Source organism: Comamonas sp. 7D-2 (genome assembly GCF_022749555.1).
GTDB classification, from domain to species: domain Bacteria; phylum Pseudomonadota; class Gammaproteobacteria; order Burkholderiales; family Burkholderiaceae_C; genus Comamonas; species Comamonas thiooxydans.
In genome coordinates, this window is sequence record NZ_CP094238.1 from 1,728,361 (window position 1) to 1,743,752 (window position 15,392).

Annotated in this window: 16 protein-coding genes and 2 pseudogenes; 9 read left to right on the forward strand and 9 right to left on the reverse strand. The window is 58.7% G+C overall.

Features of this window, described 5'->3' with window-relative positions:
* Window positions 1-53: 53 nt before the first annotated feature.
* From MPZ60_RS07885 to istA, 4 genes and pseudogenes are all read right to left on the reverse strand, one after another.
* Complete coding sequence (locus MPZ60_RS07885; protein WP_242881897.1) at window positions 54-1,133, reverse strand: YqaJ viral recombinase family protein; 1,080 nt, start codon at window positions 1,131-1,133, stop codon at window positions 54-56.
* A 135-nt stretch (window positions 1,134-1,268) separates the two neighbouring features.
* Window positions 1,269-2,057: pseudogene (locus tag MPZ60_RS07890) on the reverse strand (DUF932 domain-containing protein); the annotation flags it as partial.
* A gap of 190 nt (window positions 2,058-2,247) precedes the next feature.
* A complete protein-coding gene (gene istB, locus MPZ60_RS07895; RefSeq protein ID WP_015586025.1) occupies window positions 2,248-3,066 on the reverse strand; it encodes an IS21-like element helper ATPase IstB in 819 nt (272 codons plus the stop codon).
* On the reverse strand, window positions 3,056-4,576 hold the full coding sequence (istA, locus tag MPZ60_RS07900) for an IS21 family transposase (protein ID WP_173079120.1): 1,521 nt from the start codon (window positions 4,574-4,576) through the stop codon (window positions 3,056-3,058). Before istA ends, istB begins: the two co-directional genes overlap by 11 nt.
* A gap of 138 nt (window positions 4,577-4,714) precedes the next feature.
* Here istA and MPZ60_RS07905 point away from each other — a divergent pair, with 138 nt between their 5' ends.
* The 3 genes from MPZ60_RS07905 (at window position 4,715) to MPZ60_RS07915 (ending at window position 6,125) form a co-directional block, all read left to right on the forward strand.
* Window positions 4,715-5,035, forward strand: coding sequence for a hypothetical protein (locus tag MPZ60_RS07905; protein ID WP_034358066.1), 321 nt, complete (start codon window positions 4,715-4,717; stop codon window positions 5,033-5,035).
* Between the two features lie 239 nt (window positions 5,036-5,274).
* Window positions 5,275-5,730: a DUF5990 family protein gene (locus MPZ60_RS07910; protein WP_034358068.1), complete on the forward strand. Its 456-nt coding sequence runs from the start codon at window positions 5,275-5,277 to the stop codon at window positions 5,728-5,730.
* A gap of 152 nt (window positions 5,731-5,882) precedes the next feature.
* Window positions 5,883-6,125: a hypothetical protein gene (locus MPZ60_RS07915; protein ID WP_034358070.1), complete on the forward strand. Its 243-nt coding sequence runs from the start codon at window positions 5,883-5,885 to the stop codon at window positions 6,123-6,125.
* 163 nt (window positions 6,126-6,288) lie between these two features.
* Here the strand turns inward: MPZ60_RS07915 and MPZ60_RS07920 are convergent.
* Window positions 6,289-6,429: pseudogene (locus MPZ60_RS07920) on the reverse strand (GGDEF domain-containing protein); the annotation flags it as partial.
* Window positions 6,430-6,509: 80 nt separating this feature from the next.
* Here MPZ60_RS07920 and MPZ60_RS07925 point away from each other — a divergent pair.
* The 3 genes from MPZ60_RS07925 (at window position 6,510) to MPZ60_RS07935 (ending at window position 9,000) form a co-directional block, all read left to right on the forward strand.
* Window positions 6,510-7,049, forward strand: coding sequence for a transposase (locus MPZ60_RS07925; protein WP_087743482.1), 540 nt, complete (start codon window positions 6,510-6,512; stop codon window positions 7,047-7,049).
* Window positions 7,046-7,378 carry an IS66 family insertion sequence element accessory protein TnpB gene (gene tnpB, locus MPZ60_RS07930; RefSeq protein ID WP_157667094.1) on the forward strand — a complete coding sequence of 111 codons (333 nt, stop codon included), beginning with the start codon at window positions 7,046-7,048 and terminating at the stop codon, window positions 7,376-7,378. Before MPZ60_RS07925 ends, tnpB begins: the two co-directional genes overlap by 4 nt.
* 65 nt (window positions 7,379-7,443) lie before the next feature.
* Complete coding sequence (locus MPZ60_RS07935; protein ID WP_242881682.1) at window positions 7,444-9,000, forward strand: IS66 family transposase; 1,557 nt, start codon at window positions 7,444-7,446, stop codon at window positions 8,998-9,000.
* Window positions 9,001-9,026: 26 nt separating this feature from the next.
* Here MPZ60_RS07935 and MPZ60_RS07940 read toward each other — a convergent pair whose 3' ends face one another.
* On the reverse strand, window positions 9,027-10,121 hold the full coding sequence (locus MPZ60_RS07940; RefSeq protein ID WP_242881896.1) for a diguanylate cyclase: 1,095 nt from the start codon (window positions 10,119-10,121) through the stop codon (window positions 9,027-9,029).
* Between the two features lie 427 nt (window positions 10,122-10,548).
* On the opposite strand from MPZ60_RS07940, the gene MPZ60_RS07945 reads away from it, so the two are divergent.
* Window positions 10,549-11,229: a hypothetical protein gene (locus MPZ60_RS07945; RefSeq protein ID WP_034385249.1), complete on the forward strand. Its 681-nt coding sequence runs from the start codon at window positions 10,549-10,551 to the stop codon at window positions 11,227-11,229.
* A gap of 42 nt (window positions 11,230-11,271) precedes the next feature.
* Here the strand turns inward: MPZ60_RS07945 and MPZ60_RS07950 are convergent, their stop codons facing one another.
* From MPZ60_RS07950 to MPZ60_RS07960, 3 genes are all read right to left on the reverse strand, one after another.
* Window positions 11,272-12,792 carry an IS3 family transposase gene (locus MPZ60_RS07950; protein WP_034402022.1) on the reverse strand — a complete coding sequence of 507 codons (1,521 nt, stop codon included), beginning with the start codon at window positions 12,790-12,792 and terminating at the stop codon, window positions 11,272-11,274.
* Between the two features lie 362 nt (window positions 12,793-13,154).
* A complete protein-coding gene (locus MPZ60_RS07955) occupies window positions 13,155-14,042 on the reverse strand; it encodes an SPFH domain-containing protein (protein WP_224650313.1) in 888 nt (295 codons plus the stop codon).
* A gap of 232 nt (window positions 14,043-14,274) precedes the next feature.
* A complete protein-coding gene (locus MPZ60_RS07960) occupies window positions 14,275-14,454 on the reverse strand; it encodes a hypothetical protein (protein ID WP_034407284.1) in 180 nt (59 codons plus the stop codon).
* A 195-nt stretch (window positions 14,455-14,649) separates the two neighbouring features.
* On the opposite strand from MPZ60_RS07960, the gene MPZ60_RS25155 reads away from it, so the two are divergent.
* Both MPZ60_RS25155 and MPZ60_RS25160 read left to right on the forward strand, forming a co-directional pair.
* The gene (locus MPZ60_RS25155) at window positions 14,650-14,907 is read left to right on the forward strand and encodes a hypothetical protein (protein ID WP_255783551.1); all 258 of its coding nucleotides are present in this window, start codon (window positions 14,650-14,652) and stop codon (window positions 14,905-14,907) included.
* Window positions 14,832-15,143 carry an FMN-binding negative transcriptional regulator gene (locus tag MPZ60_RS25160; protein WP_255783550.1) on the forward strand — a complete coding sequence of 104 codons (312 nt, stop codon included), beginning with the start codon at window positions 14,832-14,834 and terminating at the stop codon, window positions 15,141-15,143. The genes MPZ60_RS25155 and MPZ60_RS25160 overlap by 76 nt, the downstream gene beginning before the upstream one ends.
* Window positions 15,144-15,392: the final 249 nt, after the last annotated feature.

Genomic DNA, 15,392 nt, shown 5'->3' on the forward strand with positions numbered 1-15,392 from the left:
GTGAACCGCAGAGAGCAGAGGGTGAGGGGTAAAAGAGGGCGGTGAGTCACCGCTCACGTTTCATTGACGCAAAATCGCCGAGCGCCAGCCCGCGTGGACATATAGGCCTTGGCCAGCTCTGGATGGTCTTTGTTGAACTGCGCCGTATTGAACACTTGACCATCCTTGCTGCGCCGCCATGTCACGCTGCCGCCGCAGGCAAACGTTGCTTTGCCCGCTTCTCCCATATGGATCTGGATGGCCTGGCGCAAGCGGGCTTCATTTTTCTGTGCCGCTTCAAGCTGCTCGCGTGCTACCAGCAAGGCTTCAAACGTGGCATTGAGCTCTGGGTCATCACTCATGTCTACGTCATCGCCTGCACTGTTGGGATAGAGACTACGCAAGGCTTTTTCTGCACTGTCCGATCCATCGCCAGCCGGCGGCGTTTTGCTCCCCACCATTTGCCAGAATGCGTGCTCCATTTCGATCAGTCGAGCAATCAATGTCTCGTCTCGCTCAATCCGGAAGATTCGCAGCTCCTGACCGCCAACCAGGACCGCTACGTCAGCAGCACGATGGCCAGTCACAGCCAGCTGGTGCATCACCTGCAGTTGCACATACTCGGGAACACCGTCACGCCACAGGCGTGCGCCATGGATGCCCGCAGTTTTGCATTCCAGGATCTGCACATCGCCAGCGCCGACCACCTCACGGTCCACATTCGCCAGCATCCAAGGATGCTCAGAGTGCTGCAAAACTGCATTCACTCGGCGTACCTTATTGCCTGTGCGCTTGGTGTAGTGAGCCGCCACAATGGGCTCCAGCATCGTTCCCCAGAACATGGGGCTGGTGTCATCATTCGGATCGAAGACTGGCAGCAGATCACCCTTGCCCGTCTTTTGCATCCACAACTCCAGCTGGGACTGGTAGGGGTTCAGGCCAATCGCTGCAGCGGCATCGGAGCTACCAATACCGGTGCGGCGCACCTCCAGCCAATCATCACGCTCCAGGTCTTTGGTGGAGACCAGGCGCAAAGCAGCTCCCTTGCGTGGCGTGCGTGGAGTGCGTGGAGTGCGTGGAGTGTTATTGGAGGCCGCGTGAAGAGCGATAGAGCCAGCATCCAGATTTCCATTCTTGAAAACATGCACAGACATCGAAATCTCCTGGCCCGCCAATTGCGGGCATAAAAAAGCCACCTCAAAAGGTGGCTGGGGGTGTAGGAAAGATGAGAGAGGGGAAGAGAACTAAGGCGTCCAAAGACGACCCCAAAAGCCAACGGTCGGTCACGGTCAGGCGACCAGTTGCAGTGCATGATCCAGAGCACGCTGCTTGATCACTGCTCCCTGACCAAACCAAGCGCTGTCCAGACGGTTGTCCTGACTACGAGCCTGCTTCTCATGGTCAACAAACTCTGTCACGGAGCACAGCAGGCCCCAAGCCGTGTCCTTGGCCGCATGCATCTCAGCCCCACGGCCATGGCCCTCATAGAGCATCTGCACCTTCTTGAGAGCCCGTTCATTGGTCAGTCCCACAGACAAATCCGAATGGGAGTCTGTATTGCAGATCACCTTCAGGAAATAGTTCAGCGCCTCATGGGTCTTGACCTTGCGCTCGGCCAGCGTCTTCATGCGGTACATAAAGCTGTCCCACTGGCCCACGGCCACGCCCAACTGGCGCTTGACCACCTGGGCATCAAAGGTCGTGCTATGCGGTACCTTGACAGCACCGACACCGTCACGCAGTGCAATCGTCAGCGTGTTGTTGCACACAACCCGCACCGTCGTCGGCATGGCTACCGTAGCAAGCGTTCCGTCACAGGACGTCGCCAGCAGCAAATAGCCGTTGACCACATCATTGCCTTTGAGCGCTGCTGACTTGCCAGTACGGGCCAGAGCCCAGAACTTGCGACCAGCCTTGAGTACACCTGCGGTCTCCAGTTCGTAGCCGGCCACTTCCGTCAGATCACGATAGAACTCCAGCACCTGGCGGGGCTGGACTACCTGGTAGCGGCTTCCCACCACAGACAGCGGAGTCTGGGTGTCACTGCGGTACAGCACCTTTTGCTCAGGGTGTTGGCGCCGATTCAAATCTGACCAGGCGTGCCGATTGAATTTTGACCAGGGGCCTGCACCGGGTTTTTTGATGCCCGGTTGTGGATAACTATACGGTCATCGCTGCTTCTTGAATCTCCTTCTCGCTGCGTTGTGGATTGCCGCCAGCAGGCCGTGAAGGGCGTAGCCCGCAGCAGCCTGCTGGCGGCCAGGCAACTCAGAATGGCTCGGGCGTAGTGGCCTGGAGAGCCGACTTGCCTTTGTCTCGTGCCTGCTCACGTGCTTTGCCCTTGGCCTTGACCTGGGCTGAGCTGTGGCGGAACCGGTAGGACTCGTTGCCCGTCTCTACGATGTGGCAGTGGTGTGTCAGCCTGTCAAGCAGGGCCGTGGTCATCTTCGCGTCGCCGAACACGCTGGACCACTCGGCAAACGCCAGGTTGGTCGTGATCATCACGCTGGTGTGCTCGTACAACCGACTGAGCAGGTGGAACAGCAGCGCCCCGCCGGCCTGGCTGAACGGCAGATAGCCCAACTCATCGAGGATGAGCAAGTCCACGTGCAGCAGGCTGGCAGCGATGCGCCCCGCACGCCCCTGGGCTTTCTCCTGCTCCAGCGCATTGACCAGATCGACCGTGGAGTAGAAGCGCACCCGTTTGCCGTGCTGGGTGATGGCCGCAATGCCCAGCGCGCTGGCCAGGTGCGTCTTGCCCGTGCCAGGGCCACCGATCAGCACCACGTTGTGGGCTTGGTCGGTGAACGCGAGGCTGGCCAGCTGACTGACCAGCACCCGCTCCACCGCCGAGGCCTCGAAGTCGAAGCCGGCCAGATCCCGGTGCATGGGGAATCGTGCCGCCTTCATCTGGTAGGACACCGAACGCATCGCCCGGTCCACCCCTTCGGCCTGCAGCAGGTGCTCCAGCAGCCAGCGTGCACTCTGCAGCGCCGCCGTCTCCCCTTGCCCCAGCAGATCATCCCAGGCGCTGGCCATGCCGTACAGCCGCAAGCTCTTGAGTTCGCTGGCAATCTCAGTTCGCATGGCCAGCCTCCTGGGCGTCGGCGGCGCGCAGCCGGTCGTAGCGGTGGGTGTCGGCACGTGGCGCCTCGCGCAGCGCCAGGGCCGTGTCCGCCGGTGGCGGACGCTGCGGATCACTCAGGCGCGCCAGCACGTTGCGCACGTGCTCCACGCTGATGTGTCCGCTGGGCGTGGCGTGTTCGAGCACCAGTTCCACCGCCACCAGCAGCGTGTCCAGCCCTGCCGTAGGCACCAGGGCCAGCACCTCCGAGAGCACCCGGTCACCACCGGTGTGGCGCATCAGGGCATGACGCAGTTGCGCCAGCGGCCGGGGCATATCGGCAAACGGTGCGCCGTTCCTCAGTGCCCCGGGCTTGCGCTGCACCAGCTCGATGTAGTGCTGCCAGTCGAACACCGTCTGCCCCCGGTTGAGCACCCGCTCGTGGCTGGCCACCAGCGCGTCCCCAGCGACCACGTCCACGCGGCCGGGATACAGCCGCGTGCTCACCATGTGCCCGGCCCACTCGCAGGGCACCGAGTAGCGGTTGCGCGCCACCGTTACCAGGCAGGTGCTGCTGACCCGCGCAGGGCGCTCCACGTAGCCGTCAAACGGCGCCGGCATGCCCATGAGGTGCTCGCGCTCGAGCTGCAGCACCTCGGCGATGCTCAGCTCCCAGTGCTGCGGGTGCGGCGTGTCCGCCCACACCGCCTTGCAGCGTTCGGCCAGCCACGCGTTGAGTTCGGCAAAGCTGGTGAACTTGCGCTCTCGCGCTTCCAGCCACACCCGTCGCCGGCTGTCCTGCACGTTCTTCTCCACCACCCCTTTCTCCCAGCCCGAGGCCACGTTGCAGAAGTCCGCATCGAACAGGTAGTGGCTGCACATGGCCGCAAACCGGGCATTGACCACCCGGCCCTTGCCCTTCTTGACCTTGTCCACCGCCGTCTTCATGTTGTCGTAGATGCCCCGGCGAGCCACGCCACCGAGCGCCGCAAACGACCTCGTGTGCGCGTCAAACAGCATCTCGTGCCCCTGGCTGGGGTACGCCACCAGCCAGAACGCGCGCGAGGCGCACAGCTTCAGGTGCGCCACCTGCGCCTGGTGGTACACCCCGCCCACCACGATGCCTTCTTCGCTCCAGTCAAACTGGAACGCCTCGCCCAGCTCGAAGCTCAGCGGCACAAACGCCTTCGTGGTGTCCTTGCCCGAGTCCTGTCGCCACGTCCGGATGAAGTCCGTCACCGCGCTGTAGCCGCCCCGGTAGCCTTGGGCCTGGATCTGCACAAACAGCGCACGCGCCGTGCGCCGCTGATCCCGAGCTCGGTGGGCATCCGTCTTGAGCGCCGCCACCAGCGTCGCCTCGAACGCCGAGAGCTTGCCCACCTTCTGTGCCCGCTCATACCGCGGCTCCATCGCCGCCGGCGCCTTCAGCCACTTCTTGACGGTGTTCCTCGACAAACCCGTCTTCCTCGAGATCTCGCTGATCGAGACCCCATCGCGCATCTTCATGCGCCTGACCTTGCCAATCATGTCCATGGTGATCACCTCGTTTGCTCCTGCCAAAAAATTCAGCAGTCGCGTGATACACCCTGGTCAATTTTGAAGCGGCACTCCCGCCTTCAGATGGTCAGTTTTCGGTCGGCGTCAACAGGTTCACAGCTAGAACGCACCGCCTTGCTGCTGGTTCCCTTGCGGTACCAGCGTCTCGGCAACCTGCGCATGATGGAGTGGGCCGAGCTGGATCTGGACGCAGGCCTGTGGACCATTCCCAGCGAAAGGATGAAGAGCACCAGAGCGGAGAAAGAGGACGGCGGGCCGCTCCTCGGTATTCAGCGCGAGGACACATCTGTTCCAGCCGGTCAGGAAGAAATGAGTGTCGCGTTCAGTCGTCAACTGCTGGTTGACTTCTGCGGTGATTTGCTTCTTGTCTTGCGTATTGGCTCCCAGAATGAAAAAACCGCAGCCGCGGGCTTGAGTGAGGTTGATGAGTTCTAACGGGTAGGTTTCTCGAGTGTCTTGGGTCTCAGGGGCATGTGGGCGTGTGGAGCAGCTGGAACTTGAGTATTCTTGTTTACGGACTTTCCCTTTCTGCGTGGTTGTGATTGACGACTTTGAGGTCAACCAATATTGGCGCTTTGGCGCCGTTGCCTGAAGGCGGGAAACAGCTGCATATTCTTCTCAGCGGACAGCCTTTGGTGGCCGCTGAAATTCGGCGTTAGCAGCAGATTGCCCTTATGAACAATGCAAAATCCGCACAGTCCGTTCGTATACGAATACTGGTGGTGAATACTCCGCTTGATGTTCGGTTCGCAGTGCAACGCGGCAGGTCGGGTTTGCTCGATCCAATGGATGGCCAGCACGAGCCTCTTCGGTTCGAGTTCTCACTTCGCCTGGGTTTGCCCCTCTCGACAGGTGCAGTCAATTTCTTGGGTGAGTTCGCTCAGGGCCCATCTTCCGAACGTTTCGTTTACATCAATTCCGGCACCCTTGCGGGGCAGGCTGGCTCGCCCTGGACTCGTCGCGCCAAGCTGAAGCTGGCGTCTATTCCCCAGGAAGTCGTTGACGCCGCGCTCTCCTCTGGAGGAGTCATTGAGGCACGCGTTCAAGGGACGATGGGAGATGGCGGCCCTGTTTGCGCTTCGCTGAAGCCGCATGCAGTCGTCTGGGGCATTGCGCACGATGTTGCTTAGCCTTCGGGATCAATCTTTGCATGCATATTTTCTCCCTTTATGAGAAAAGCCCGCGTGGCGGGCTGGGGTGTTGTGGTGAAATTTTTCAGTAGTGCGTTTGTTGACGCGGGCGCTTTATTTCATGTGCGCTGCACTTGCCTAGGGAGAGGACGATGGGCAATCGTGAAGTAGATGGCTTTCAGGTGTTGGCTGAAGTCAGTCAGCAGGGTGCCGAGCTGGCTGGTACGTTCGTCTTGACGAAGGCGATAGATTGCAAGGTCGGCACGAAGCGCTTCAGAGTGATCACTGTGCACACTTTTACGTCCTTGGAGGCCGCGCAAGCAGCACCAATCCAGGTCGTACAAGCGATCACATCAGTTTCCGAGACTGGTGTGCCGAGCCCACTCGTTTACTGAATGGGCGGTGTGTCCACACCATTGGATTTGAAAGTGGAATCGGGGCTGCAATAGGCAGCAGACTTGAAGAGCGCCTGATTATGGATATTCCGCAAGCTGGCAAGACCCGTTCAGTAGCTGGCGTTAGGTTGGGCAATTGAACGGCTCTTGTTATCTGAGTCTTTTAAGCGGCAGGCCTGTTCCATAGCTGATGAGTTTCTACAGATATGTCTGGATAGGAAACCCCCGATACATGAACCCGATCACGCCCCGCATTCTTGGCTTGGTAAAGGAGTCGATCGGCTTCCTTCATGGCTTGCTCAAACGTATCCGTCCGGCCACCCCATCTACCCCGAATGAGCAATTGCAAGCACCATCGTGTCCACGTAAACCATCGTGCACACCATGTCTCAAGAGATCCCCAACTCGCGCTCCCGTGTCCCCCGCACACGCCGGGTCTACAGCGCGCAATTCAAGGTTGAACTGATCGCCGCGTGCCAGCAGCCCGGCGCATCAATTGCCGCCACAGCACGTGAACATGGCATGAATGCCAATGTGCTGCATCGCTGGCTCAAGGAGCATCGTCTGGGCCTTCACCAGCCCACCTGCGATACCGCGCATGCTGTGGCGTCCGGCATCGCCCCGCACTGCGACGATGCAGCGGCTGAGCCAATGGCCAATGCACAGCCTGTTCGTGCCCCGGCGCATCTGCCTCATGCCAGCACCGTGCCCGCCTTCATCGCGATGACGCTGGGCTCGCCGGCGATGGGGCCTCAGCCAGCGGGTGCGCAAGCTGCCCCAAGTGCTGCATCGGCAACTCCCTCATCAGACATCCGCATCGAGTGCTGTCATCACGGCACCCTCGTGACGGTCAATTGGCCGGTGGCCGCTGCTGGCGAGTGTTCCCGCGCATTGCAGGGTTTGCTCCAGGTGCTGCGGCAATGATCCGTATCGACGCTGCCTGGCTTGCCACGGCCCCGCTGGACATGCGCGCCGGCACCGACACGGCGCTGGCCCGGGTGGTCAGCGTGTTCGGTGCTGCCCACCCTCATCACGCCTACCTGTTCGCCAACAGACGCGCCAACCGCATCAAGGTGCTGGTGCACGACGGCATCGGCATCTGGCTGGCCGCTCGCCGCCTGCACCAGGGGAAGTTCGTCTGGCCGGCGCCAGGCAATGAGCAGTGGCAGTTGGAGCCTGTCCAGCTTGACGCCCTGGTGCTGGGCCTGCCCTGGCAACGCATGGGAAACGCCGGCATTATCACCATGGTCTGAAGCCGGCGCGCAATCGGTGGATCTGCGCATGGCAGCGCAGGGCCTTCCTTGGCACACTGGCTGCCATGGTGGTGCAGCAACAATCCCTGAACAATCTCAGCGCAGAGCAACTGCGCGAGATGGTTGCCAGCCTCATGGGCCACGTGAGCGACAAGGACGCGCAAATCGCCCGCCACCAAACCGAACTCAAGCACAGCCAGGCGCTCAACGCCAAGCTCACCCACGAGAACGCGCTCTTGAAGCGCATGAAGTTCGCGGCCCAGTCCGAGCGCTTCAACGCCGAGCAGCGCAGCCTGCTTGAAGACGAGATCGAGGCCGACCTGGCAGCGGTCGCCGTCGAGATCGAGCAACTGCAGCCGCCTGCGCCAGCGCCCCAAGCCAAACAACAACCCAAGCGCCAGCCGCTGCCGGCCAACCTGCCGCGGCGCGAGATCCGCCACGAGCCTGAGTTGACTACCTGCGCCTGTGGTTGTGCGATGAAGCGCATCGGTGAAGACGTGGCCGAAAAGCTGGACTATGTGCCCGGCGTGTTCACGGTGGAGCGCCACATCCGTGGCAAGTGGGCCTGCGCCAAGTGCGAGACCATCACCCAGGTGCCGGTCGAGGCGCATGTGATCGACAAGGGCATCCCGACTGCGGGCCTGCTGGCCCAGGTGCTGGTGGCCAAGTACGCCGACCACCTGCCCCTGTACCGTCAGGAAGCCATCTTTGCTCGCGCAGGCTTGGGCCTGCCTCGCTCCACCCTGGCGCAGTGGGTGGGCACCTGTGGCGTGCGACTGCAACCGCTGGTCGATGCGCTCAAGGCGGAGATACTCAGCCGCAGCGTGCTGCACGCCGACGAGACGCCGGTGCAAATGCTCAAGCCTGGCAAAGGCAGCACCCACCGGGCTTACCTGTGGGCTTACGCACCAGGCGCCTTCGAAGACATGAAGGCCGTGGTGTACGACTTCTGCGAGTCAAGAGCGGGCGAGCATGCGCGCCACTTCCTGGGCGATTGGAAGGGGGCACTGGTCTGCGACGACTTTGCTGGTTACAAAGCCACGATCGCCAACGGTGTGACCGAGGTGGGCTGCCTGGCGCACGCCCGGCGCAAATTCTTTGACTTGCATGCGGCGAACAAAAGCCAGCTTGCCGGGTTCGCGCTGGAGCAGTTCGCCAAGGTTTACGACATCGAGCGCGAGGTCAAGGAGCTGAACGCCGATCAACGCAAAGCCATTCGTCAGCAGCACACCAAGCCGATCCTGGATGCGTTACACCAGTGGATGACATTGCAGCGGCAAAAGCTGCCAGACAGCTCGGCGACTGCCAGGGCCCTGGATTACAGCCTGCGGCGCTGGACTGCACTGACGCGCTTCGTTGATGACGGGCAACTGCCCGTGGACAACAACTGGATCGAAAACCAGATCCGGCCGATTGCCATTGGACGCAACAACTGGCTGTTCGCCGGCAGCCTGCGCGCGGGCCAGCGTGCGGCGGCGGTGATGAGTCTGGTGCAGTCGGCACGCATGAACGGGCATGACCCCTATGCCTACCTACAGGACGTGCTCACCAGGCTGCCCACGCACAAGGCCAGCCGTATCGACGAGCTCTTGCCGCACCGCTGGCAGCCCACCGACATCTGATCGTCAGCCATGGTAGCCATCTGCGGTCAACATGGGTTTGCCGTGCGCTTACGCTCAAACTGGAAGGACCTGGTGATCAATGAAATTCCGAAGCTCATGGTCAATTTGGGGCCGGTTGGAAGAACGGTATTTCTTGACCCGAGATCACGCTGGATTCGCTGCGCAATGAGTTCTGCATCTTCCGGCGTTATGTCTGCCAATAGCAGCACAAATTCTTCGCCACCGAACCGAGCAACCAGGTCGTGCTCTCGCACATTGTTTTGCAGAGTTGAGGCAACCAGTTGCAGCACCATATCGCCACGCTCGTGTCCCCAGGTGTCGTTGATGCGTTTGAAATGGTCTATGTCGCAGGCCAGCACTGCCATGGGATAGCGTCTCATGTCGGCGAGACGCTTCTGGGCATGTTCTTGAAAAGACCGGCGATTCAGGATCAGCGTCAAAGCATCAATGTCTCGTTCCATGCGCAGCTTGCCGACTGTTTCCTTCACGGCAATCGCGGCCATCACCACAGTGAAGAGCAACGAGAAATTCAGAATGCTCAGCAGCGTCAGGATCCAATAGGGTGACCTTGGCAAGGCCCGTAGATCCGTGTATCCCAGCAACCAGATCAAGGCGGGTCGAGTGAAGGTGTAGGCGGTGAAGAGGATGCTTAGCCAGAGCAGCGATTTATCGAGCCAGTCAAATGAGCTTTTCTTCGAGCAGACCTGCAGGATGGGGAGCAGTAAAACAAGGCTGGAACCCACGCTGAAAGAGCTCACTCGAGCCCAGACATTTGGCTCGATCTGGCTGAATTGATAGAGCGCAGCCAAGGTGACTATGGCGATAAGCAATGCAACTTGTGGTTGGGTCGATACACTCCATCGTTCTGCCCAGCTTCTGGCAAGACACCACGCACTCAGCAGATAGCAGCTGCCGATCAGTAGTGCGTAGCGATTCAGCTCCTCCAGGGTAAGTAGAGTCTGTGCCCCGAGAGTCAGCGCAGTGAGTGAATAGGCGCAAGCTTGCCAAAGCAGAAAGCGCTGGGATCGTTGGACAAGCCAGGCAACGATCAATATGGCTGCCAGAACCAGTATCGCCAGCGAAGGCGTCAGAACCAGGATAAGGTCGTTATTTGCGAACATCTGACTATCGCCTCCTCGATCAAAGATCGAAACGGTTTAGCGTTGCCTGCTCCTCGATTGCAAAGCGACAGCCTTCGGCAGCTATTCGTACATCTTGGTGTGCGGCGTCAAGAGCTATTGCAATGCCCAATGCCAGATCTGTGTCATCCGGATTCGAATTTGGAGAAGTAGACGCAGTCGATACTCATTTCCAAAAACAAATAAAACCCATTACTGCTGTGTCTTCGGAAGGATGTCAGGCAACTACTTACTTGACCTATTGCTATCCCTCCGAGGCTTCTCGTTGAGGCATTTTGTGGTCACTTCGCTCGATCCATTGGGCGCTCCTGTGTCGCGCGGTGTTTGGCAGACATCGGCCAGCTCACGGGTGACCTGCAACGCATGCCGGAGAATACGCAGCGCAGGGTCGGATAGAGGAAAAATCGCGATGCGCAAGTGGTCAGTGATGTTGAGCATGGTGTTGGGGCTGGTCGCTGTAGGCTGGGCTCTATCGCGGGCTAGTGGCGGCGACGCGCGCGGCGAGTTTGATGCGCAGGACGATGGGCAGGTAGCTCACTCAATCGTACCGATTCGTGCCTTGGAGGTGATAAACGACAAAGTCAGTCCATCTCTGGCTTTGTCAGATGCCCAAGGGCGGCTGTGGTTGCTGCAGCAGTATGGCGGTGATTGTGTTTCGCGGCGCGAGCTGGACGGCCGCTGGGTTACTGTGGTGGGCACGGATGCGCGTGAAAGTGATCGTGGCCAAGCTCTGGGTGCGAATGTTCAATCGCCTGACAGCATCGCTTTTGCACCTGACGATACTCTGTATGTGGCTGACACAGGCAATCACGTTATCCGCGCATTGGACCTGGAGACCGGGCGCATTCGCTCCGTAGCTGGTGATGGCAAAGAAGGCGACGCCGATTCACTGGCCAAGCCGGAGTCGTTGCTACGCACGCCAGATGGTGCCTTGTGGTTTATTGCAGGCCCGCATCGCTCACGCAAGGTCTATCGCCTGGAGCCCGGAACCGGACGACTTGATGTGGCTTATGACCCCAAGGAGGCGAGCCTCCAATGGGGTGGCAATGAAGGGGGCGACTACATGGTGTTGATTTCCACCCAGAAGTGACCCACTAGCCCCCGGTGGGGATGCGGCATAAATCTTGGACGGTTATGCAGCAATCCCGAGGGCCCTGCGGTACTCAACAGGGCTCCGTGCCCCTAACGAGATCTTGATCCGTTGCTCGTTGTACCAACGGATGTACGCGTCCAGAGCTTGCGTGAACTGCTCAATGCTCGTGGTTTGCCAGTCGCGGGCATAAAACAATTCGTTTTTGAGCCGCCCGAAGAAGCCTTCACAGGCCGCATTGTCCGGTGAGTACCCCTTACGTGACATCGAGCGCACTAACTTGGCATCAGCGATTCGTGACAACCATCCTGGCCAGCGATAGTGGGCACCACGGTCTGAGTGAACCACAGGTTGCACTTCGCTGTCATTGAGCTTGGCGATCGCGGCATCCAGCATCGTGTTGACCAGTTCAGCGTCGGGGCGTGTTCCGATAGACCAGCTCACCACCATTCCATCGAAGCAATCGATCATGGGCGACAGGTAGACTTTGCCGGCGGGTAGTTGGAACTCCGAGATGTCGGTCAGCCACTTCTGGTTAGGCGCAGTGGCATTGAAGTCGCGATTCAGCAAGTTCTCAGGTGCAGGGCTAATCTCTCCCAAGTAGGAGCCGTAGCGGCGTCGTTTGGGCGCAGCGGCCACCAGCCCTTCCTGCTTCATCAGGCGCCGGACCACCTTCTCCGAGATCCACACGCATTGCCTGACCAGTGAGGCCTGGATGCGACGGTAGCCATAGCAGCCATGGTTGCGCTCGAAGATGTCCGTGATCGTTCGGCGCACCGCGACATACTTTTCGTCAGCGTTGAGCCGAGCTCGATGGTAGAAGTACGAGCTGCGAGCCAGAACTAGCGAGGCGAGCAACTCGGCAAGTGAGTATTCATGGCGCAGGGCATCAACCAGAAGTGTCTTCTCACGATTGCTCAGGAGATGAAGGTCGATGCCTTGGTCCTTTTTTAGGAGCTCGTTCGCCTTCTTCAATAACTCCTGTTCCAACTGCAACCGCCTCACTTGACGACGTAGCGTCTGGAGTTGCTGCTCCAACTGGGACAGCTCCGAACCCGTTGAAGAATCATTGAAGCGCTTCATCGATGCGAGAGCCTCTGGCCCCAATAGTTGATTGCGCCAGTTGTACAGCGTCTCTCGACACACGCCAACGTCGTCAGCAATGGCTTGGACGCGTCCTTGACGTGTGCACAGTGCAAGCACCGCAGCGTGCTTCTGCTCGTTCGACGATGCTCCAAGCAGGCGTGGCCGAGCCCGGGGATTGAGCTCTTGAACCCAAGCGTGAAGTGAGGCCCTCCCGGGATAGCCAAGAGCCTTGATTGTGAAAGCCACGCAGCGCCCGTGCGTCAGATAGTGTTCGACGGCCCGAGCCTTTTGCTCAGCGGTGAACTTCGGTGGGCGAACAACCGCTGTCTTCAAGGCTCGACCCTGCTCGTACTCGCGGTGCCAGCTCTTGAGCGAATTCTTGGTGGGATAGCCCAACTGCTGAATGGTTGCCGCGACTCGTTTGCCTAGCTGGATGTAGAGCGTCACCGCGCGGATTCGATCTTCGTATGAATACATGAACTACCTCTCAGTAGTCCAAGATTTCATCCGCATCCCCCGCGGGTCAGTTTTGCGTGGAAATTAACAATAGGGCTACTGCTTGAAGTCCAGTCCTTGTCTGACGGCATCTCGCATACGCTGGTCCCGCTCATCCCCGGGCATTGGTTTGCTATTGCGATCCTCGATCCTGGCCTCAGACTCGGTGAAGGCCGGAGGCTCCGAGCGTGTAACCTGCCCTTTAGGCATATAAGAAGGCTGAGTCTGGAAGTAGAGGAATAGGGTGGCCACAGTGACTGCAGCAACCCATAGCTTACGAAGCTTCCAGCTCAAGCCAAAGCCTATGGCAGCGATCAAGAGTGGGGTCAGGTTGATGAGCAGGGTCATTTGCCAATGTTAACCATTGGAACGGCATCGCCCAGGGAGGTAGTGGGGAGCTGGCCATTCCACTTTTCAATCCAGGCGCGCTCATTTTCCAGCTTGCGCAGTTGCAGCACTCGCGCATCGACGGATTGAGCCAGTACGGACTGAGACATGGCTTCGGTTTCTGCCTTTTCCTTGTCAATCGCACGTTGCAGACGAGCTTCCTGCAATTCGCGCTCTAACTGAGCCTTGGAGATGGCCAGCTGCGCTTCTTCCTTTTGGATAGCTTCGCGTCGTTCAGCAGCGGACTCCTGAGCATCTGTAATGATCTTTGGGTATCGCAGGTTGGTAATACCAACAAAGCGCACCGAGAAAGGTGTAAGCGCTTCAATGGCTTTGCCCAGCTGTACGCGCAAGTCAGAGTTGATTTTCTCGTTGCTCGAGGCGATTTCACTGATCGACAGTTTGCTCAAATATTCGCGTACCTCGGCTTGGATAATCTGGCTGGCATAGGTGCGGTACACCTGCTCATTGGCAATCGTGGACACATAGTCCGAAACCTCTTTTGGCGCGACAGCATTAAAAAGCTCTGCCGTCTTTTTGGAGTTGATGCTCAAGGTTGCGCGAATGGTCACATCCAGGTTGAGCTTGTCTTCGGGAATAAAGATGCTCATGGACTCTTCATAGCCCTTGTCAGACACATCCAGCAAGACTAGTCGATCACAGTAGGCCCAGCACTTGCCCAGACGGAACTTGGAGGTTGGGATCAGGTTGTCCTGATAGCCGTCTTTGGTCATGATCTTGCCAACGTGCGCAGGCGGAACCTCCACTTTTTGACCGCATGCCGCTAATACAAAGGCAGCAGCTACCGCTGCCAAACTGGTCTTGTGTTTCTTCGATAACTTCAAATCGAGCCGCCTCCTTCGCAGCTATAAAGCTGAGATTGAAACAAACTGCAGCTCTGTATGCAAGGCTCTAGTTTTAAACCCGGATGTGTTCCGCGTGGCTCGCTGAGCCCTACAGGGAAATGCATATGCATGCCGCATGCTGGTTAAAAACTCGCATCTCAAAATCTCCGGGTGCAAAAAAACCACCTCAAAGGTGGCCGGTCAAAGAAAGACCGCTCAGGGCAGGTATTGGTTAATCAATGAAGCCGAGTTCACGCAGTGCTTCTGTTTCTTGGGTGTACTCAGCGTCCTCGATTAGCAGCACGCCGTCAGGCCCATACACATTGCGTTGGGGCGCGCCCATGGGTTGCTCTATGCGTTCGACTTTGTAGCCGTGCCGCTCCCATATCTCGGTGGTGTTGATGCGTGTCATTGGTTCACTTTACTCAAATTGAAGCCCTGCAAGCAAGGCCTTGGCTTTAACAACTGCTGCCACTAAGACTGACGCAGAGGCGACTTTCGGATACAAGTGAATCTCGACACTGATCGCTGCACTTGATGAAAGCTACATGGTATGTACATACAGCCGCTTTTTGCCATATCTGAGGTCAGTGAGTTGCAGCAGGTCATGAATAGCTATCCGCTCGCAACACTGATTGCTGAAGGCGCAGGCGAGGTGGAAATCAATCTGCTGCCACTGCTGTTGGTGAAGGCGGGCTCGTTGGGGCGGCTCACTGGACACGTGAACAAGAGTCATAACTTGTATTCAATGGGCAGCGAAGCGGGCGAAATGCCCCAAGCTGGAACTACATGGCCGTTCAAGCGCAAGGCCGCATTCGATTTATCGATGATGCTTTGTGGATGCGCGAGCACCTGGATGCCTTAACCCATTCCCAAGAGGTGTTGAGGGAAGAGGCATGGTCACCAACTCAAGCGGATCCCGAGTTCCTGGGATCTGTGGCGGCGCGGCTCATCGGCTTCGAGGTGGACATAGAAAACCTATGCGGCAAGCGATTCTTATCCCAGCAGCGCACAGCCGCTGATCGGGACAGTCTGATTCAGCACCTGGCTCAGGATCAAGGACCTGGCGCAGCCGCGGTCTCCAGGCTGATCAAGTCTTAGTGAGTGCCATGGTCAGACAAACCGCAACGCCCTGAATCAAGACTCAAGACGCTCTGGTTTGCGCCCTGATGTCGCTCAGGGGCTGGCGCTGCTTGGGAGGTGACGGTCCAGACTTTGTGTGGATCATCCTTATTGCGTGGGGTTTGTTGCAGAGGAGATTGATTTCATTCGGTGCTTTCTGTATTCCAACATGGCAGTCAGGCCGCAGATGTCACCTTATCCCCTCTAGAGAGGGGTAGCAGCACGAGA

Coding starts and splice junctions, on each gene's coding strand:
- MPZ60_RS07885 (WP_242881897.1), bottom strand. CDS start 1,133: ATGTCTGTGCATGTTTTCAAGAATGGAAATCTGGATGCTGGCTCTATC.
- istB (WP_015586025.1), bottom strand. CDS start 3,066: ATGCGAACTGAGATTGCCAGCGAACTCAAGAGCTTGCGGCTGTACGGC.
- istA (WP_173079120.1), bottom strand. CDS start 4,576: ATGGACATGATTGGCAAGGTCAGGCGCATGAAGATGCGCGATGGGGTC.
- MPZ60_RS07910 (WP_034358068.1), top strand. CDS start 5,275: ATGAACAATGCAAAATCCGCACAGTCCGTTCGTATACGAATACTGGTG.
- MPZ60_RS07915 (WP_034358070.1), top strand. CDS start 5,883: ATGGGCAATCGTGAAGTAGATGGCTTTCAGGTGTTGGCTGAAGTCAGT.
- MPZ60_RS07925 (WP_087743482.1), top strand. CDS start 6,510: ATGTCTCAAGAGATCCCCAACTCGCGCTCCCGTGTCCCCCGCACACGC.
- tnpB (WP_157667094.1), top strand. CDS start 7,046: ATGATCCGTATCGACGCTGCCTGGCTTGCCACGGCCCCGCTGGACATG.
- MPZ60_RS07935 (WP_242881682.1), top strand. CDS start 7,444: ATGGTGGTGCAGCAACAATCCCTGAACAATCTCAGCGCAGAGCAACTG.
- MPZ60_RS07940 (WP_242881896.1), bottom strand. CDS start 10,121: ATGTTCGCAAATAACGACCTTATCCTGGTTCTGACGCCTTCGCTGGCG.
- MPZ60_RS07945 (WP_034385249.1), top strand. CDS start 10,549: ATGCGCAAGTGGTCAGTGATGTTGAGCATGGTGTTGGGGCTGGTCGCT.
- MPZ60_RS07950 (WP_034402022.1), bottom strand. CDS start 12,792: ATGTATTCATACGAAGATCGAATCCGCGCGGTGACGCTCTACATCCAG.
- MPZ60_RS07960 (WP_034407284.1), bottom strand. CDS start 14,454: ATGACACGCATCAACACCACCGAGATATGGGAGCGGCACGGCTACAAA.
- MPZ60_RS25155 (WP_255783551.1), top strand. CDS start 14,650: ATGAATAGCTATCCGCTCGCAACACTGATTGCTGAAGGCGCAGGCGAG.
- MPZ60_RS25160 (WP_255783550.1), top strand. CDS start 14,832: ATGGCCGTTCAAGCGCAAGGCCGCATTCGATTTATCGATGATGCTTTG.